This window comes from Streptomyces sp. NPDC088124 (assembly GCF_040685895.1).
Classification (GTDB): domain Bacteria; phylum Actinomycetota; class Actinomycetes; order Streptomycetales; family Streptomycetaceae; genus Streptomyces.
The window spans coordinates 33,754-49,993 of the sequence record NZ_JBFBJB010000068.1 but is presented as its reverse complement, the minus strand read 5'-3'; the positions used below and the strand labels follow the sequence as shown (position 1 = coordinate 49,993).

Annotated in this window: 12 protein-coding genes; all 12 read right to left on the bottom strand. The window is 73.4% G+C overall.

The features are described 5' to 3' along the window. Nucleotides 1–128: 128 nt before the first annotated feature. On the bottom strand, nt 129–2,042 hold the full coding sequence (locus AB0P17_RS37190; protein ID WP_365818357.1) for a DUF2264 domain-containing protein: 1,914 nt from the start codon (nt 2,040–2,042) through the stop codon (nt 129–131). Further along, a complete protein-coding gene (locus tag AB0P17_RS37185; RefSeq protein ID WP_365818355.1) occupies nt 2,039–3,067 on the bottom strand; it encodes a hydroxyacid dehydrogenase in 1,029 nt (342 codons plus the stop codon). The genes AB0P17_RS37190 and AB0P17_RS37185 overlap by 4 nt, the downstream gene beginning before the upstream one ends. Nucleotides 3,068–3,136: 69 nt before the next feature. Next, nucleotides 3,137–4,045 carry a carbohydrate ABC transporter permease gene (locus tag AB0P17_RS37180; protein ID WP_365818353.1) on the bottom strand — a complete coding sequence of 303 codons (909 nt, stop codon included), beginning with the start codon at nt 4,043–4,045 and terminating at the stop codon, nt 3,137–3,139. Next, the gene (locus tag AB0P17_RS37175) at nt 4,042–5,079 is read right to left on the bottom strand and encodes a sugar ABC transporter permease (protein WP_365818351.1); all 1,038 of its coding nucleotides are present in this window, start codon (nt 5,077–5,079) and stop codon (nt 4,042–4,044) included. Before AB0P17_RS37175 ends, AB0P17_RS37180 begins: the two co-directional genes overlap by 4 nt. A 53-nt stretch (nt 5,080–5,132) precedes the next feature. Continuing rightward, nucleotides 5,133–6,485 carry a sugar ABC transporter substrate-binding protein gene (locus AB0P17_RS37170; RefSeq protein ID WP_365818349.1) on the bottom strand — a complete coding sequence of 451 codons (1,353 nt, stop codon included), beginning with the start codon at nt 6,483–6,485 and terminating at the stop codon, nt 5,133–5,135. 92 nt (nt 6,486–6,577) lie between these two features. Beyond that, complete coding sequence (locus AB0P17_RS37165; protein ID WP_365818347.1) at nt 6,578–7,726, bottom strand: substrate-binding domain-containing protein; 1,149 nt, start codon at nt 7,724–7,726, stop codon at nt 6,578–6,580. A 105-nt stretch (nt 7,727–7,831) separates the two neighbouring features. Continuing rightward, entirely contained in the window at nt 7,832–9,838 is a 2,007-nt protein-coding gene (locus AB0P17_RS37160) for a hydantoinase B/oxoprolinase family protein (protein ID WP_365818345.1), read from the bottom strand. Between the two features lie 58 nt (nt 9,839–9,896). After that, on the bottom strand, nt 9,897–11,984 hold the full coding sequence (locus AB0P17_RS37155; protein ID WP_365818343.1) for a hydantoinase/oxoprolinase family protein: 2,088 nt from the start codon (nt 11,982–11,984) through the stop codon (nt 9,897–9,899). 2 nt (nt 11,985–11,986) lie between these two features. Continuing rightward, complete coding sequence (locus AB0P17_RS37150; protein ID WP_365818341.1) at nt 11,987–12,925, bottom strand: ABC transporter permease; 939 nt, start codon at nt 12,923–12,925, stop codon at nt 11,987–11,989. Continuing rightward, nucleotides 12,918–13,796 (bottom strand): ABC transporter permease, encoded by an 879-nt coding sequence (locus AB0P17_RS37145; protein WP_365818339.1) that lies wholly within the window; start codon nt 13,794–13,796, stop codon nt 12,918–12,920. The genes AB0P17_RS37150 and AB0P17_RS37145 overlap by 8 nt, the downstream gene beginning before the upstream one ends. Further along, the gene (locus tag AB0P17_RS37140; protein WP_365818337.1) at nt 13,793–15,100 is read right to left on the bottom strand and encodes an ABC transporter ATP-binding protein; all 1,308 of its coding nucleotides are present in this window, start codon (nt 15,098–15,100) and stop codon (nt 13,793–13,795) included. The genes AB0P17_RS37145 and AB0P17_RS37140 overlap by 4 nt, the downstream gene beginning before the upstream one ends. After that, entirely contained in the window at nt 15,067–16,197 is a 1,131-nt protein-coding gene (locus AB0P17_RS37135) for an ABC transporter substrate-binding protein (RefSeq protein ID WP_365818335.1), read from the bottom strand. The genes AB0P17_RS37140 and AB0P17_RS37135 overlap by 34 nt, the downstream gene beginning before the upstream one ends. Nucleotides 16,198–16,240 lie beyond the last annotated feature (43 nt).

Sequence of the window (16,240 nt, the reverse complement as noted above, 5' to 3'; positions counted from 1 at the left end):
AGGTTTTTCCTGCCCTGTTCACCTGCAACGATGCACGGTCCCCGTCAGTTCCGATTTATTTCGAAAGACAGTGGCGGAGCGGCTACGACAGCAGCCGGGGGCACGGCGTCAGGGGCGGTTCCCCGTCCTCAGCCGTGACCGACCGTCAGCGGGTCGAAGGCGATCCGGGTCCGCGATCCGTCGTCGGTCCACCGGACCTCGATCGTTCCGCCGTCCACCGTCACCTCGCTCACCGCGCCGGACAGCGGAGCCGCGCCGGGCTCCGCCGTGAGTGTCGCGAGGGCGGCGAAGAGCGCCGTGCCCTCGGCCGGCCCGGTCAGTTCCGGCACCACCGCCCAGCGGGTGAACGCCGTTCCCTGCGGCGCCCGTCGCTCCTCCGGCTCCGCCGCCCAGCCGTGCAGCCCGCGCAGGGCGGACCGTACCTCCTCGCCGGGACCGGTCGCCCAGCCCGTCTGGCGGAGCCGCGCGCCCGGCGGGGCGCCCACCACCCGGTGCACCCGCAGCTCGTACCGCCCCCGGGCCACGGTGACACTCTCCACCCGCAGTCCGGGCACCATGGGCGCGCCGGAGGCGAAGACCGGGCGGTGCCAGGAGGCCGCCCAGCCCCAGCCGGCCCCGCCGCCCGCGCCCAGCGGGTGGATCCGGCGGCGGCCGCTGGAGCGGCCCGAGATCTCCAGCGCCACGTGGTTGTCGGCGACGTTGGCCGCGGCGGTGGGGCCGGTGCCGGTCGAGTAGGCGCCCCGGCTGTAGTGCGGATCGTCCGGCACCCCCGCCTCGCCCTCGTGCGGACGGATGTGGTCGCTGCCGTGGTTGTGCAGCCGTACGATCCCGTCCGCGCGGGTCGACTGGACGAGCAGGCCCGGTACGGGCAGGGCCAGCACCCGGTCGGGGCCCTCGCTCGGCGCGGGTTCCTCCGTGGCGGTCCACAGCGGATGGTCCTCGGGCGCGAGGAGCGCGACGAACGCCTTGGACGCCCAGTACGGGGAGGCGGGCCCCGAGTAGTACTGGAGCGTCGCGTCGTGCGGGCCGTGCCAGCCCAGGCTCAGCAGCCCGTCGTCACCGGTCGCCCCCCGGTCCAGGAAGTACCGCAGCGCCCCGCTCACCACCCGGCGCGACGCCCCGGGCGCGAGCGGCGTGTGTCCGGTGACGGCGCCGAGGCCGACCGCCGCGCCCGCCGCGAACCGGTAGGTGAGCGAGCGGCCGAAGTGCAGCGGCGCGCCGTCCGCGCCGAAGAGCAGGGAGAAGCCGTCGAGGTGGGCGCGGAGCCGGGCGCCGTGGTGCGCGGACGCCTCGGTGTCACCCGCGAGATGGGCGTCGAGCAGCGGATAGAGGTGCAGGGCCCAGCCGTTGTAGTGGTCGAAGGCGCGGCTGTCGCCGTCGGCGTACCAGCCCTCGCCCCGGTACCAGCTCTCCAGGAGGGTGAGCGCCCGTTCCCTGGCGCGCGCCGTCTCGGCGTCACCGCGGCCGACGGACTCCAGGAACCCGGCCACGGAGTAGGGGAAGAGATACCAGTTGTTGGGGGCGGGGGTGTGGCGCAGGGAGCCGCGCAGCCACTCCTCGGCGCGGTCCTGGACGCCGGGGTCCAGCCGGTCCCAGAGCCAGGGCGCGGTCAGCCGCAGGCCGAGGGCGACCGACGCGGACTCGACCATGGGCTGGCCCTGTACGTGGTGGTCGAGGATGAGCGGCCACGACTCGGTGTCGTCCCGGCCGGGGGTACGGGTGCCCGCCGCGAGCCCGTCCGCGTACCGTTCGAGCCAGCCGCCCGGGTCCTTGCCGCCCGCGCCCGCGACCCGGAAGGCGGCGGCCAGGAACGTACGGGCGTAGCCTTCGAGGCCGTCGGAGCGTACGCCGGAGCGCGAGGGCCGTCCCGGCAGGTCGAGCAGGGCGTTGCCGGGGGTGGCCCAGCGCCAGGCGGCGCGCAGCAGTCCGTCGGCGGCGGCCTCCCAGTGGGCCCGGGTGTAGCCGGTGCGGGGGCTCAGCACCCGGTCGTCGGAGGGGAGTTCGAAGGCGAGGGGGGTCGGGGTGACATGGGGTGCGGTCATGCGAGGAATGCCAGCCTTTCGCGTCGTACGGGGTGGACGAAGCCTTCGCCCGCCGCCCAGCGGGTGACCTCACCGAGCGCCAGGTCGGCGAGCCGGCGCAGCTCGTTGCCCTGCGAGCCCGCGAGATGCGGGGTGATGGTCGCGTTCTCGCACGTCCAGAGCGGATGTCCGGGCGGCAGGACCTCGGGGTCGGTGACGTCGAGGACGGCCCGGATGCGCTCGGCGAGCAGGACGTCGGTGAGGGCGTCCTGGTCGACGACGGCCCCGCGCGAGGTGTTGATGAGCACGCTGTCGGGGCGCATGGAGGTGAGGAGTTCACGGCTGACGAGGCCGCGCGTGGCGGGCAGCAGCGGGGTGTGGACGCTGACCACGTCGCTCTGTGCGAAGAGTTCTGCGAGTCCGACGGGGTGCGCACCGAGCGCGGTCGCCTCCGCGTCGCCGACGTACGGGTCGTGCAGCAGGATCCGCAGGTCGTACGGGCGGAGCAGTTCGATCACCCGGCGGCCGATCAGCGAGGCCGAGAGGATGCCCACGGTGCGGCCGTAGTTGCCGATGTGGGAGGGGATCCTCAGCCAGTCGCCGCGGTCGTGGGTGGCGCGCAGATCGCGGGCGCGCTCCAGCACCCGCTTGCCGGAGAGCAGGATCATCGCGACGGTGTACTCCGCGACGGGCAGGGCGTTGGCGGCGGCGGCCGAGGAGACCTCGATGCCGCGTTCCCAGCACTCCTCGGTGACATGGGAGCGGATCGTGCCCGCGGTGTGTACCACGGCCCGCAGCCGGGGCGCCGCCGCCAGCACCGCCGCGTCCAGGGGCGGGCAGCCCCAGCCGGTGACAAGGAGTTCCACGTCGGCGAGGGTGGCGCGGGCCCGGTCGGTGGTGAGGTCGTCGAGGACGGGTGGTGGGGTCAGCGCGCACACCGCGCCGAGGGCGGCCAGGCTCTCCGGATCGAGGACGGCCGCCGCGGCCTGGGGCGACATGGCGAGCGCGGCGCGCGGACGGGGGCGTGCGGTCGGGGTGGGGGGCATCTCTCTCTCCTGGTACGGGTGTACAGGACGGCGGTCCTGCCTGGCCGGGCGGCTGGTCCCGCGGCGCCGCTACTTGACGGAGCCCGCGGTGAGTCCGGACTTCCAGAAGCGCTGGAGCAGAACGAAGGCGACGATCAGCGGCAGGATCGCGAGCAGCGAGCCCGTGATCACCACGGGGTAGTACTCCGGGGAGACGGACGCGGAACTGTTCCAGGTGAAGAGGCCGAGGCTCACCGGATACAGGTCCTGGTCCGAAAGCATCACCATGGGGAGGAAGAAGTTGTTCCAGATGGTGGTGAGCTGGAAGAGGAAGAGGGTGACGAGCCCGGGGCCGAGCATCCGCAGGGCGACCCGTACGTAGGTGGTCAGTTCGCCGGCGCCGTCGACCCGTGCCGCTTCGAGGACTTCGTTCGGCACATACCCCTGGCTGAAGATCCGGCCGAGGTAGACGCCGAAGGGGTTGAAGAGCACGGGGATGAAGACGGCCCAGAAGGTGTTCACCAGGCCCGTGCCCGAGGCCATCAGGTAGAGCGGCAGCGCGAGGACGGTCTGCGGGACCATCACCGCGGCGAGGACCAGCCCGAACAGCTTCTCCTTGTGCGGGAAGTGGTACTTGTCGAAGGCGTAGCCGCAGGCGATGGAGATCAGGGCGCCGAGCGCGGCACCGACGACCGCGTACAGCAGGCTGTTGCCGTACCACCGCCCGTACAGCCCGCCGTCCATGGCGAACAGGTCCCGCACGTTCTGCACGAAGGAGAAGTTGCCCGCGCTGAGCAGGTCGCTGCTGAACAGGGCGTCGCGGTCCTTGCCCGCGGCCAGCACCAGCCAGAGCACCGGCAACAGGGTGTAGAGCACGGAGATGGCGACGACGAGGTTGACGACGGCCCGGCCGAGGAGCGGCGGGCGGGGCGGACCGCCGCGGGTGACGGCGGGCGGCGGGGTGCGCGGGGCGGTGCTCGTCGCGCTCGTGACACTCATCGGGCGGCCTCCTCTGGGGCGTTGGCGCGGTTGGTCCAGCGGGTGACGCCGTAGGAGAGGGCGACGGTGAAGACGAGCAGGACGACGGAGGCGGCGGCGGCCAGACTGTAGTTGTTACGGGTGAACGCCGCGTCGTAGATGTACATGCTGGGCGAGAAACGCGAGTTGATCATCGGTGTGGACTCGCTGAGCAGCATCGGCTCGGTGAAAAGCTGGAGGGCGAAGATGAGGGTGAACATGGCCACCATCACGATCGAGGGACGCACCAGCGGTGTCTTGACCTGGAAGGCGGTACGGACCGGCCCCGCGCCGTCGACGACGGCCGCCTCGATGACCTCGCGGGGTACGGCCTGGAGCGCGGCGTAGAAGACGACCATGTTGTAGCCCAGGTTGCTCCAGAGCGCGATGTTCACGATGGACGGCAGCACGGTGTTGACACCGAGGAAGTCGATGGTGATGTCGGCCTTGCCGAAGAACTCGATGATCGGGCTGATGCCGGGGGTGTAGAGGTAGAGCCAGATGAGGGCGGCGATGATGCCGGGCACGGCGTGCGGCAGGAAGAGGCCGAGCTGGGCCCAGGAACGCAGCCGTACCACCCCGGAATCGAGCAGCAGGGCCAGCGCGAGGGCGCCGATCACCATCAGGGGTATGTAGATCACGCAGTACAGGGCGACGGTGCCGAGTCCGCCGAGGAAGGTCGGATCGGTCAGGACGGCGAGGTAGCTGCGCAGTCCGACGAATACGGTCCGTTCGGGGCCGAAGCCGAGGCCCGGCTGGTCGTTGCTGAAGAAGCTCAGCCAGACGGCCGTGCCGACGGGGATCAGGAAGACCGTGACGAGAAGGGCGAAGAAGGGGGTCATCAGGACCCCGCACGCGCCGAGTTCACGGCGCCGGGCCGACTTCCGGGTGGAGCGGGCGGTGGTCGCGGGGCCGCCGGGGACGCCGCTCGCGGTGGACCGTGGGGTGGTGCCGGTGGCCGGGGGCGTGGGGGTGGCGAGGGGGCCGGACGCGGGGTTGGTCATGGGGGTGGTCACGAGGTGTCACCTGCCTCTCTGCTGCTGGGACGGGGATGAAGAGGGCGCGGTGCTCAGGTGCTGCGTTCGGTGGTGGTGAGGCCCAGGGCCTTGAGGTCCGGCATGGTGCCTTCCTGCGCCGCGCGCACCGCCGAGATCAGGGAGCCCCGCCCCCCGCTCGCCCGGGCGAACCCGTCCTGCATGACCCGCCCGGTGGCGGTCGACCGGGGGCCCCAGATCCAGCCGTCGCGGATCGTGTGCGCCTGCTGCTCGAAGAGGGTGTAGATGTCCTGACCGCCGTAGTAACCGCGGTCGAAAGCCTCGCGGCCGACGGCGATCAGACCGGGCGCCGCCGGGTACTGGCTGCTGGCGCCGCTGGAGAGCCGGGCCCGGAGCGAGTCGGGGTGGGAGATCTGCCACTCGATGAACTCCATGGCGGCCTCCGGGTGGCGGCTGTCCTTGGTGATCGCGAAGGTCGAGCCGCCGTGGGTGCCGACGGCGGGCCGGTCGACGTCCCACTGCGGGAGCGGGGCGATCGCCCACAGCCCCTTCTGGCCGGGCTGCTTGTTCATCTGCGCCCCGGCTTCCCAGGCCCCGGTGAGCCGGGTGAGGACGAGGCCGTTGCCGATCTGGGCGTCGCTCTGCCGGCTGTTGACGGCGTTCATGAAGACCAGGTCGTCGTCGATCAGCCGCTGCCAGTACGCCGCGACGCGGCGGGTCGGCTCGTCGGCGAGCGAGACGTTCCAGGCGCCGCCCGCCGTGTCGAACCACTGGGCGCCGGCCTGCCAGGACCACGCGCCGAACTGGGTGAAGCCGTCCGTGGGGAAGAGCACCAGCCGGCGGTCCCCGGCCTTGCGGCGTACGGTCCTGGCGAGGGACTCGAACTCCTCCCAGCTGCGGGGCACGTCGAGGCCGTACTTCTCGAAGAGGTCGACGCGGTAGTGCATCACCATCGGCTCGACGTCGAGCGGCAGACTGAAGGTCCGCTTCTCGAAGGTGGTCAGGCCCAGCGCCTGCGGCAGCAGCTTCGCCCGCAGCCCATCGCTGACCAGGTCCGTGATGTCCCGGGCGACGCCGTCGATGGCGAAGCCGGGGACCTGGGGATATTCCAGCGTCGCGACATCCGGGGCGTTGCCCGCCCGGGCGGCGTTGCTGAGCTTCGCGTAACCGCCGGCGTCCCCGGAAGGGATCTGCTGGAAGTCGACCTGGATGGTGTCGTGGGTCTTGTTGAACGCGTCCACGACTTCCTGGCTGCCGCGCAGCGCGGACCAGAAGGTGATGTGCGTGGCTTTTCCGCTGGTGCTGGTGGTGCTCGCGCTGCCCGATCGGGTGTCCGCGCCGCCCCCGGTGCAGGCGCCCAGGGCACCTGTCAGGGGCAGCGCGGCGATCGTGGCCAGCACGGATCGACGGCTCTGTCGACCAGGCATGGGGGCCTCCCGCGGCTCCGGTTCGAGACACGGGAATCCTGATCGGCTGATCACAATTGGTCAATAGACCGCTCAGAAGAAAGTTGAAACGGTCAAACGCTCACTTCTGTACGCGGATCGGGGACCAGGCGCTGCGTCGAGCCGCGTACCTTCAGCTCCGGCAGCAGCTCCATCCGGCGTACGGGGCCGGCCTCCTCGGGGCCCAAGGTGAGGCGGCGGACCAGGAGTTCGGCCGCCGCCCGGCCGACCGCCGCCTTCGGCGGGGAGACCGCCGTCAGCGGGGTGGAGCCCAGCGCGGCCACCACGTCGTCGTACGCCACCACGGAGCACTCCTGCGGCACCCGTACGCCCTGTTCGGCGAGGGCCTGGACGAGCATCAGGGCGTCCACGTCGCCGTGGAGCAGCGCGGCCGTCGCGCCGTGCTCGCGCAGCAGCGCCGCGAGGTCGAGCGGGGCGCGGTCGCGCGCGGCGGGGGCGGCGGGCGCGGGGCCCGCGTCGGGGGCGGAGAGCGCCACCGGCCAGCGGGTCACCTCCGGGCGGGCGGCGGCGATCTCGGCGAAGGCGGCGCGGACGCTGCGCGCCGTGGGGCTGTCGTCGCGGGCGGCGAGGACGATACGGCGGTGGCCGAGGCCGACCAGGTGGTCGACGGCGAGGTGCACCCCGTACCAGTGGTCGGAGCAGGCCACGTCGAGGGCGTGCAGCACGCTGCCGGGGCGCGGGCGGCGCTCCATCAGGACGGTCGGGACCCCGGTGGCGGCGAGCCAGCCGTAGTCGGCCTCCTCGTCGGCGGCGCCGCGCCAGCGCGGGGCGATCAGCAGCCCGCGCGCGCCGTTCTCCAGCGCCTGCTCCACCAGGGGGCGTTCACCGCCGGGTACCTTGGGGGCGATGTGCAGGGCGACCTGGAACCCGGCCGCCTCCAGGACCGGCCGGGCGCCGTGCACCGCCTCGTACAGGTAGGAGTGGCGCTCGGGGACGACCAGGGCGACCACGCCGCCCTCGGCGGGGTGCCCGGGCGGCCGGGGGTGCGGTGCGGTGGACTGCGGGGGCCGGGCGGCCCCGAGGGCGCGCGCGGTGCCGTGGGCGCGCCGCAGCCGGCCCGCCCTGGCCAGTTCCTCGACGTCCCGGCGTACGGTGACCACCGAGACCTCCAGCTCGGCGGCGAGCACCGTGACCTTGACCGCGCCGCGCGACTCCACCGCCGCGAGGATCCGCTGCCGCCTGAGTTCGACCGGCTCCCGCATATCGCCCTGCCCCCTTGCCCTCGCGCCGCCATCATCGCGCATCCGGTCGCCCGGGTGTTCGTTTGACTGTTTCGGATGAGCGCTTGGTGCCGCAGCATACGGGGGTCAGCCCGTGATCTCCTCCTCCAGGGCGGCGGTCCGCCGGTCGAGTACGGCACGGGCCTCGGCCACTTCGGCGGCGGAGGCGGCGGTGACCGGGAACCCGGCGGGCAGCGCGGCGAGCACGGCCGTGTGGACGGCGGCGCGGCGGGTGGAGCGGCGGGACGGCGGGAGCCGGAAGAGGGCGGCGACCAGCCGGTCGGCGGCCTCGGTGTCGTGGACCGCGTCCCAGGCGGCGCGCTCGGGTCCGGCCCCGGCGGGCGGGGCCGGCGGGGTGCGCCGCAGCTCCGCGGTGGCGGTCTCGTCGAGCACGGGACGGCCGTCGGCCCCGGTGGTGACGGCGACTCCGTACGTGGCCGCCGCGGCCCGTTCGGTGACCAGCCCGCGCCCGAGGTCGGCGAGGACGGCGCCCGGGTCACGGGTCCAGGGGTCCCCGTAGCCGCCCGCGCCGGAGGTGCGCAGGGTGACGGTGTCGCCGCGGCGCAGCGCGACCATGTCGATCTTGGTGTACCGGCGCTCGCCGGGCAGGCCCTCGTTGATGACGAGTTCGGCGGGCGCGCCCGGGCCGCCGCCCGCGGTGCCCCAGGGGCGGAAGCGCATCCGCTCCAGGCCGCGGGCGAGCAGCCTGCTGTCGTCGCCGAGGACGCGGAAGACGAGTTCGAGGCCGCAGCCGCCGCGCCAGCGTCCCGGTCCGCCGGAGTCGGGGCGCAGCGCGTAGCGGACGATCTCCGCGCCGATCTCGGTCTCGACGGTCTCCACGGGGTTGTTGGCGAGGTTGGAGATCCCGCTGTCGCGGCCGTCGACGCCGTCCGCGCCGTCCCGGGCGCCGGTGCCGCCGACCATGGGTTCGAGAACCTGGACGTTCTGGCCGCCGCCCGGCGCGCTCTCGGCGACGACGACGGGCACGACGAGGCCGCTGCTGGCGGCGGGCATCACCTCGGGCGCGGCGAGGCCGAGCGCCCCGCCGAGGGCGTCGTTGACGCGGGAGGCGGTGGCGTGCCGGATACCGACGGCGGCGGGCGGCGTGGCGTTGACGACGGAGCCCTCGGGGGCGGTGACGGTGACCGGCCTGATCAGCCCGCCGTTGAGCGGGATGCCCGGGTCGAGCGTGCAGATCAGGGCGAGGACGCGGGTGGTGATCCAGGCGTGGGCGCGGCCGTGGCTGGCGATGTTGAACGCGGCGTCGACCTGGGGGTCGGTGCCGGTGAAGTCGAGGTGCAGGGCACCCCGGTCGAGCGTGGCCGTGACCGAGATCCGTACGGGCACCGGGGAGACGGCGTCGTCGTCGAGGTAGTCGGTGAACCGGTAGGTGCCGTCCCGCAGGGTGGCGAGCGCGGCGGTGGCCTGGTCGGCGGTGTGGTCGACGAGGTCGGTGTGGGCGGCGGCGACATCGGCGGCGCCGTGCTGCGCGACGACCCGGGCCAGCCGCTCGCGGCCGGTGCGCAGGGCGGCGAGCATGGCGCGCAGGTCGCCGTCGTTGGCCTCGGGGGTGCGGCTGTTGGCCTGGAGGAGCGCGGCGATGTCGCGGCTGGGCTCGCCGGCCCGCAGGAGCTTGACCGGCGGTATCCGCAGGCCCTCCTGGTAGATCTCGTGGTTGGTGGGGGCCAGGCTGCTGGGGACCCGGCCGCCGATGTCGGAGCAGTGGATGAACGCCCACCCGTAGCCGATGATCTCGCCGTCGTGGAAGTACGGCTCGATGAGCTGGATGTCGGTGAGGTGGGTGGCCAGACCGCCCGAGGTGTACGGGTCGTTGGTGACGATGACGTCGCCGGGCTCCAGCGGTCCCACGTGGTCGACGGCCGTACGGACGTCGAGTCCGACGAAACCGGAGACGCCGATGCCGCGCGGGTAGGCGGTGAAGGCGCCGTCGGGTCCGGCGAGCGCGCAGCAGAAGTCGGCGGTCTCCTTGACGTACAGCGAGCGGCTGGTGCGCTGGAGGGTGAGGCACATCTCCTCGGTGAGGGCGCCGAGTTTGTTGCCGATGATCTCCAGGGTGACCGGGTCGAGCTTCATGGTCGGGGGTGTCCTTGCCTTGCCGTGGCCCGCTGTGCGGTGGCCTGCTGTGCGGTGGTCAGGAGTGCCGGAGCCGGAGGTTGCCGAGCGGGTCGACGGTGGCCGACCAGCGGGGCGGGACCAGCACGGTCGTGTCGTCCTGTTCGATCACGGCCGGTCCCGTGAGGGTGTGCCCGGTGTGCAGCGCGTCGCGCCGGTGGACGCCGGCGGTGAGGCGCTCTCCGGCGAGCAGGACGGTGCGGTGGCTGTCGGGCGCGGGCGGTGGGCCGCCGGCCGGGGCGGCCTCGGCGGGGGCGGTCGCGAGATCGGGTCCGGCGGCGCTGATGGCGAGCCGGGCGGTGCCGAGCCGGACGGCCGCGGTGGCGTCGCGGAAACCGTAGAGCCGTTCGTGTTCCCGGTGGAACGCCTCGGTGAGCGCGGCCAGGGTGAGCCGGGCGGGCAGCGGTACGCGCAGCTCGTACGCCTGGCCGGTGTAGCTCATGTCGGCGGCCGGGGTGAGGACGGGCGGGGCGCTCGCGGGGCCCTGTTCGGCGAGCCAGGCACGGGCCCGCTGCTCCAGCCCGGCGAGGATGTCGCGGAGAGCGGCGACGGTGGTGTCGTCGAGGTCGCGGCGCAGGCTGCGGGCGAAGTCGCGGCGCAGGTCGGCGCCGACCGCGCCGAGCGCGCAGAAGGTGGCGGCGGCGGGCGGGACGACGATCTCGGGGATGCCGACCTCCTCGGCGAGCACGGCCGCGTGGGTGGGTCCCGCGCCGCCGAACGGCACGAGGGTGAACTCGGCGGGGTCGAGGCCGCGTCCGGCGAGGGTCTTCTGGAGTTCGACGGCCATGCCGGCGGTGGCGACCCGCAGCGCGCCGTCGGCCGCCCGGTCCGCAGCGGCGCCGGGGTCGGCGGTGGTGAACCCGAGTTCGTCGCCGACCAGGCCAAGGGCGCGGGCGGCGGCCGGCGCGTCGAGGGTCATCCGGCCGCCGAGGAAGGTGGCGGGGTCGATGACGCCGGTGTGCAGATAGCAGTCGGTGACGGTGGGGCGGGTGCCGCCACGGCCGTAGGCGACGGGTCCCGGGTCGGCCCCGGCGCTCTGCGGGCCGACCTTGAGGGCCCCGTATGCGTCGGCCCGTACGACCGAACCGCCGCCCGCGCCGATGGCGTTGACCGCGACGACGGGCAGGATCAGCGGGAGTCCGCCGATGGTGGTGTGCGTGGCGAACTCCGGTTCGCCGTCGACGGCGACGGCGATGTCGCTGCTGGTGCCGCCCATGTCGAAGGTGACGAGCCGGCCGATCCCGGCCGCGCGGCCGAGGCGGGTCGCGGCGGTGACGCCCGCCGCCGGCCCGGAGAGCACGGTCTCGATGGGGCGCTCGGTGGCCGAACGCAGGCTGAGCGAACCGCCGTTGGACGCGGCGATGTAGACGGGGGCGGTGACGCCGAGCCCGTCGAGCAGGCTTTCGAGCCGGTCGAAGTAGCGGTGCATCAGCGGCTGGATGTACACGTTGAGGCAGGTGACGAGGGCGCGTTCGAACTCGCGGACCTCGGGCCAGATCGTGGCGGACGAGGTGAGCGGCAGTCCGGGGACGAGCGCGGCGAGCCGCCGGGTGATCTCCGCCTCGAAGGCGGGGTCGGTGTGGCCGTGCAGCACGAGGACGGCGGCGGCCTCGGCGCCCGTGGCGCGCAGTTCCTCGGCGACCCGGGCCAGTTCACGGTCGTCGGGGACGCGTACGGGGCGGCCGTCCGGGCCGAGCCGGGCGGGGATCTCCACGATCCGGTCGCGGGGGACGAGCGGTTCCTCCTTGGCCGCGTGCAGGTCGAAGGAGGACGGCATCCGGCTGCGGCCGATCTCCAGGATGTCCCGGTAGCCCTCGGTGACGACCAGGGCGATCCGGGCGCCGCGCCGCTGGATGATCGCGTTCAGCCCGATGGTGGTGCCATGGGTGACGGCGGCGAGATCTCCGGGGTGCAGTCCGGCCCGGTCGAGGACGGCGGCGAGCCCGTCGGCGACGGCGCGCGCCGGATCGCCGGGGGTGCTGGGCTCCTTGTGGTGGAGGAGAGCGCCCCGGTCGCCGGGCACGGCGAGGACGAAGTCGGTGAAGGTGCCGCCCACGTCGATGCCGACTCGGGCACGCGGGGCCGCCGTGGTGGGGTCAGCGGGCACGGTCAGAGCACCTCCGAGAAGTTGGTGAACCGGTCGACGGCCACCAGGACGAGCACGCTGACGAGCATCAGGAGCGTGGAGACGGCGGCCACCGACGGGTCGAGCTGGAACTGGACCGCCGAGAAGATACGGACCGGGACGGTGGTCGTGTTGGAGCCGGAGACCAGCGCCGAGACCGCGACCTCGCCGAGCGAGGTGACGGCGGCGAAGACCGCTCCGGCGAGGATGCCGGGGCGCAGCAGCGGCAGGGTGACGGTGAGGAAGGTACGGACCCGTCCGGCGCCGAGCGTGGCCGCCGCGCGTTCCAGGGTCGGGTCGAGCGCCTGGGCGCTGACCATCACCGTACGGATGACGAAGGGCAGGGCGACCAGGGAGTGCGCCAGCCAGAGCCCGGGCAGGGTGTTGACCAGGCCGAGGCCCTGGAAGTAGTAGAGCAGCCCGAGGCCGATGATGATCTCGGGGACCATCAGCGGGGCGAGGGCCAGCCCGGAGAGCACACCGCGGCCCGGGAAGTCGCCGCGGACCAGTCCGTACGCGGCGAGCGTGCCGATGGTGACGGTGGTGAGGACGACGAGCAGCACCAGGACGCCGCTGAGCCGGAAGGAGACCAGCCAGTCCGGGGAGGACAGGACCTCGGAGTACCAGCGCAGGGAGAGCCCGCTGGGCGGGAAGCTCAGTGAGCTGGTGGAGTTGAGGGAGCTGAGGGCCAGCACGGCGAGCGGGGCCAGCAGGTAGAGGAAGACGGCGACGGCGGGGAGCGCGGCCGCGGTCCGCCCGGCGCGGCGCAGCAGGGCGGAGCCCCGGCCCGCACGGGCCTTCGCGGACGGGCCCCGGGGCGCGGACGCGCCGGCCTCCGTGTCCGCGGTGGGGGTGCCGGTCCCCGCGGGCGGCCCGTCGGGGGCGGGGTGGTGGTGCGTACGGTCGACGGCGGGGTCAGCCATGGAGCCTCCGTTCCCAGAAGCGGAATCCGGTGCCGAGGGCGGAGACGCCCAGCAGGGTCAGCAGGAGCAGGGTGAGGCTGAGCGCCGCCGCCACCGGATAGTCGAAGACGCTGGTGATCTGGCTGTAGACGCGCAGCCCGGCGAGCGGCTGGTTGGCGCCGCCGACCAGCAGCGGGGTGATGTAGATGCCCATGGCGAGCGGGAAGACGACGGTGGCGCCCACCGCGACGCCGGGCAGGCTGAGCGGCACCGTGACCTTCCAGAAGGTGCGTACGGGCCCGGCGCCCAGGCTCCGCGAGGCGCGGGAGAGGTTGTCGTCGATGGAGCCCAGCGCGGTCGTCAGCGGCAGGATCGCGAACGGCAGCAGGACATGGGTGACGGAGACGACGACCACGAGGTAGCTGGTCAGCAGCGGCGCGGGCTGGTCCAGGATGCCGAGGCCCATGAGGATCCGGTTCACCGCGCCGTTGGCGGAGAAGAGCACGACCCAGCCGTAACTGCGGACGACGACGCTGGTGAGCAGCGGCGAGACGACCGCGACGAAGAGCAGGGTGCGCACCACTCCCTTGCGGGCGCGGGCCAGCGCGTACGCGGCGGGGAAGCCGAGCAGCACGCACAGGACGGTGACCAGCAGCGAGGTGAGCAGGCTCTGCCACAAGGACTCGGAGAAGAACGCCTCGGTGAAGACCCTGCGGTACTGCGTGAGCGAGTAGCCGTCGAGCGGATAGCCGTTGGCGTCCGACGGGTGGAAGCTGAGCGCGAGGACCCGCACCAGCGGGATCACGAACAGGGCCAGCAGGAAGACCACGACCGGCGCGACGGGCAGCAGCCCGCGCAGCCGGCGCGGCGCGCGGGCGGCGGGCGCGCTCATCCGGACGTCGCCTCCTTCGTGGCGGCGTCCCGGGCGCCCGCTCCGGCCGCGCCGCCGGTTCCGGGGACTCCCCCGGCCCCGGCGACTCCCCCGGCCTCTGCGACTCCCCCGCCGCCCTGACCGGGGCCGAGGAGGATGACGTCGGCGGCCGACCAGCCGAAGCTGACCCGCGCGCCGACGGCCGGGGGCTCCTCGGCGGTCCTGGCGTTGACCGCGACGCCCTCGGCGACGACGATCTGCGCCTGCCACGCCTCGCCGGTGAACGCCCGGTAGCCGACGATCCCGGAGCCGCGGACGGCCCCGGTCGGGACTCCGGCGTCCGCGTCGGCCGCGGCTCCGGCGTCCGCGTCGCCGTCGCTCCCGGCAGCCGCCTCGGCCTTCGCCTCGGCGGCCCGGACCGTGACGCGTTCCGGCCGTACGGCGAGCGTGACCGGGGCCCCGTCGGGCAGCGTGGCCAGGCCGGAGTCCAGCCGTACCCCGCCCACGTGGAGCGTCCCGTCGCCGGCTCCGGTGCCCTCCAGGATGTTGGCCGCGCCGATGAACTCGGCGACGAAGCGGGTCGCGGGCGTCCGGTACACCTCGGTGGGCGTGCCGAGCTGTTCGACCCGGCCGCCGTTCATCACGGCGATCCGGTCGGAGAGCGACATCGCCTCTTCCTGGTCGTGCGTGACGAAGACCATGGTGATGCCGAGGCGCTGCTGGAGCTCCCGCAGCTCCACCCGCATCTCGCGGCGCAGCTTGGCGTCGAGGTTGGACAGCGGCTCGTCGAGCAGCAGTACGGCGGGCCGGGTGGCCAGCGCGCGGGCCACGGCGACCCGCTGCTGCTGGCCGCCGGAGAGCTGCCGCGGCCTGCGGTCCGCGTACGCCTCCAGGCCGACGAGGCGCAGCGCCTCGGCGACGCGTTCGTCCCGCTCGGCGCGCTCGGTGCGGCGCACCTTCAGGCCGTACGCCACATTGCCGGCGACGGTCATGTGCGGGAAGAGCGCGTAGTTCTGGAAGACGAGGCCAAGCCCCCTGCGGTGCGTGGGGATGTCGGTGAGGTCCGTGCCGTCCAGGGTGATCCGGCCCGCGGTGGGCCGGACGAATCCCGCCAGGCTGTTGAGGAGGGTCGTCTTGCCGCAGCCGCTGGGGCCGAGGACGGAGAGGAACTCGCCGCGCCTGATGGAGAGCCGGCCGACGTCGAGGATGCGCTGTCCCTCGTACCCGGCGGCCAGGCCCTCGATCTCGATGTGCGCGGCGGTCCCGCCGCCGGCGTCGTCGCGGTGCCCGGTCACTTGAAGATCTGATTCCACCGCTGCTGCCATTCGTTCAGCTTGGGGGTCGCCGTCTTGTAGTCGACCCAGGTGAACGTCTTGTAGACGTCCTCGCCGTACTTGACCTTCGCCTTGAAGTCGGGGCTGTAGTCGATGGTGTCGTTGCCCGCGCCGTAGAAGGTGCCCTCGGCGAAGGGCTTCTGGTACTGGGCGGCGCTGAGGTAGTCGAGGAACTTGTAGGCGGCCTCGGTGTGCGCGCTGCCCTTGGGGACGTAGTACGAGGTCAGCGCGCCGACGGCGCCGGAGGCGGGGTAGCTGAAGCCGATCGGCTGCCCCTCCTTGGCCATGGCGAAGGCGCGGCCGTCCCAGAAGGGCACGATCCAGGCGTCGCCGTTCTGCAGGACGGTGGAGACGCTGCCCGCGTCCGCCGGGTACGCCGAGACGCAGTCCTTGAGCTGGGCGAGCTTCTCGAACGCCCGGTCGACGGCGGCGGGGTCGGAGAGCTTTCCGCCGTCCTGGGAGACCAGCGCGGAGAAGAACTCCAGGCCCGCGTTGTAGGTGAGCGGCGGCAGCGCGACATGGCCGCAGTACTTCTTGTCGAAGATGTCGGTCCAGTCGCGGGGCGCCTGCTTGATCTTGTCGGTGCGGTACAGCAGTCCGTTGGAGCCGGTGGTCAGCGGCACGCCGTAGGCGGAGCCCTCGACCGTGGACTGCTGGGTGAGGACCGGGTCGAGCTGCTTCCAGTGGCTGAGGTCACCGGTCTTGAGCGGCTGGAGGAGACCGCCGCCGACGGCCTGGTGCAGGGAGCCGGGGGTGAGGGCGACGACGTCGAACGGCGCGTCCTTCCCGCCCGCGGCACGGAGCTTGGTGAGCCAGGCGGAGTCGGCGCCGTAGACGAGGTTCACCTTGATGCCGGTGTCCTTCTCGAACGGGGCGACGAAGGACTTCTTGAACAGCTCTCCCCAGGGGCCCGCGAAGGCCGTGACGGTGATCTGCTCCCCCTTGGAGCCGGACCCTCCGTCGCCGGAGCCCCCGCCGGAGCCACCGGTGTCGACCCCGCAGCCGGCGACGGCGGCGAGGACGGTGGCGGCCGAGGCGAGGGCCAGCAGGGGGCGTCGCCCGCGTGGGCGTGACAGGGCAGCTCTCATGAGGGGAGGACTCCTCGGTGCGGGGTGACGGCGAACGGCGCGC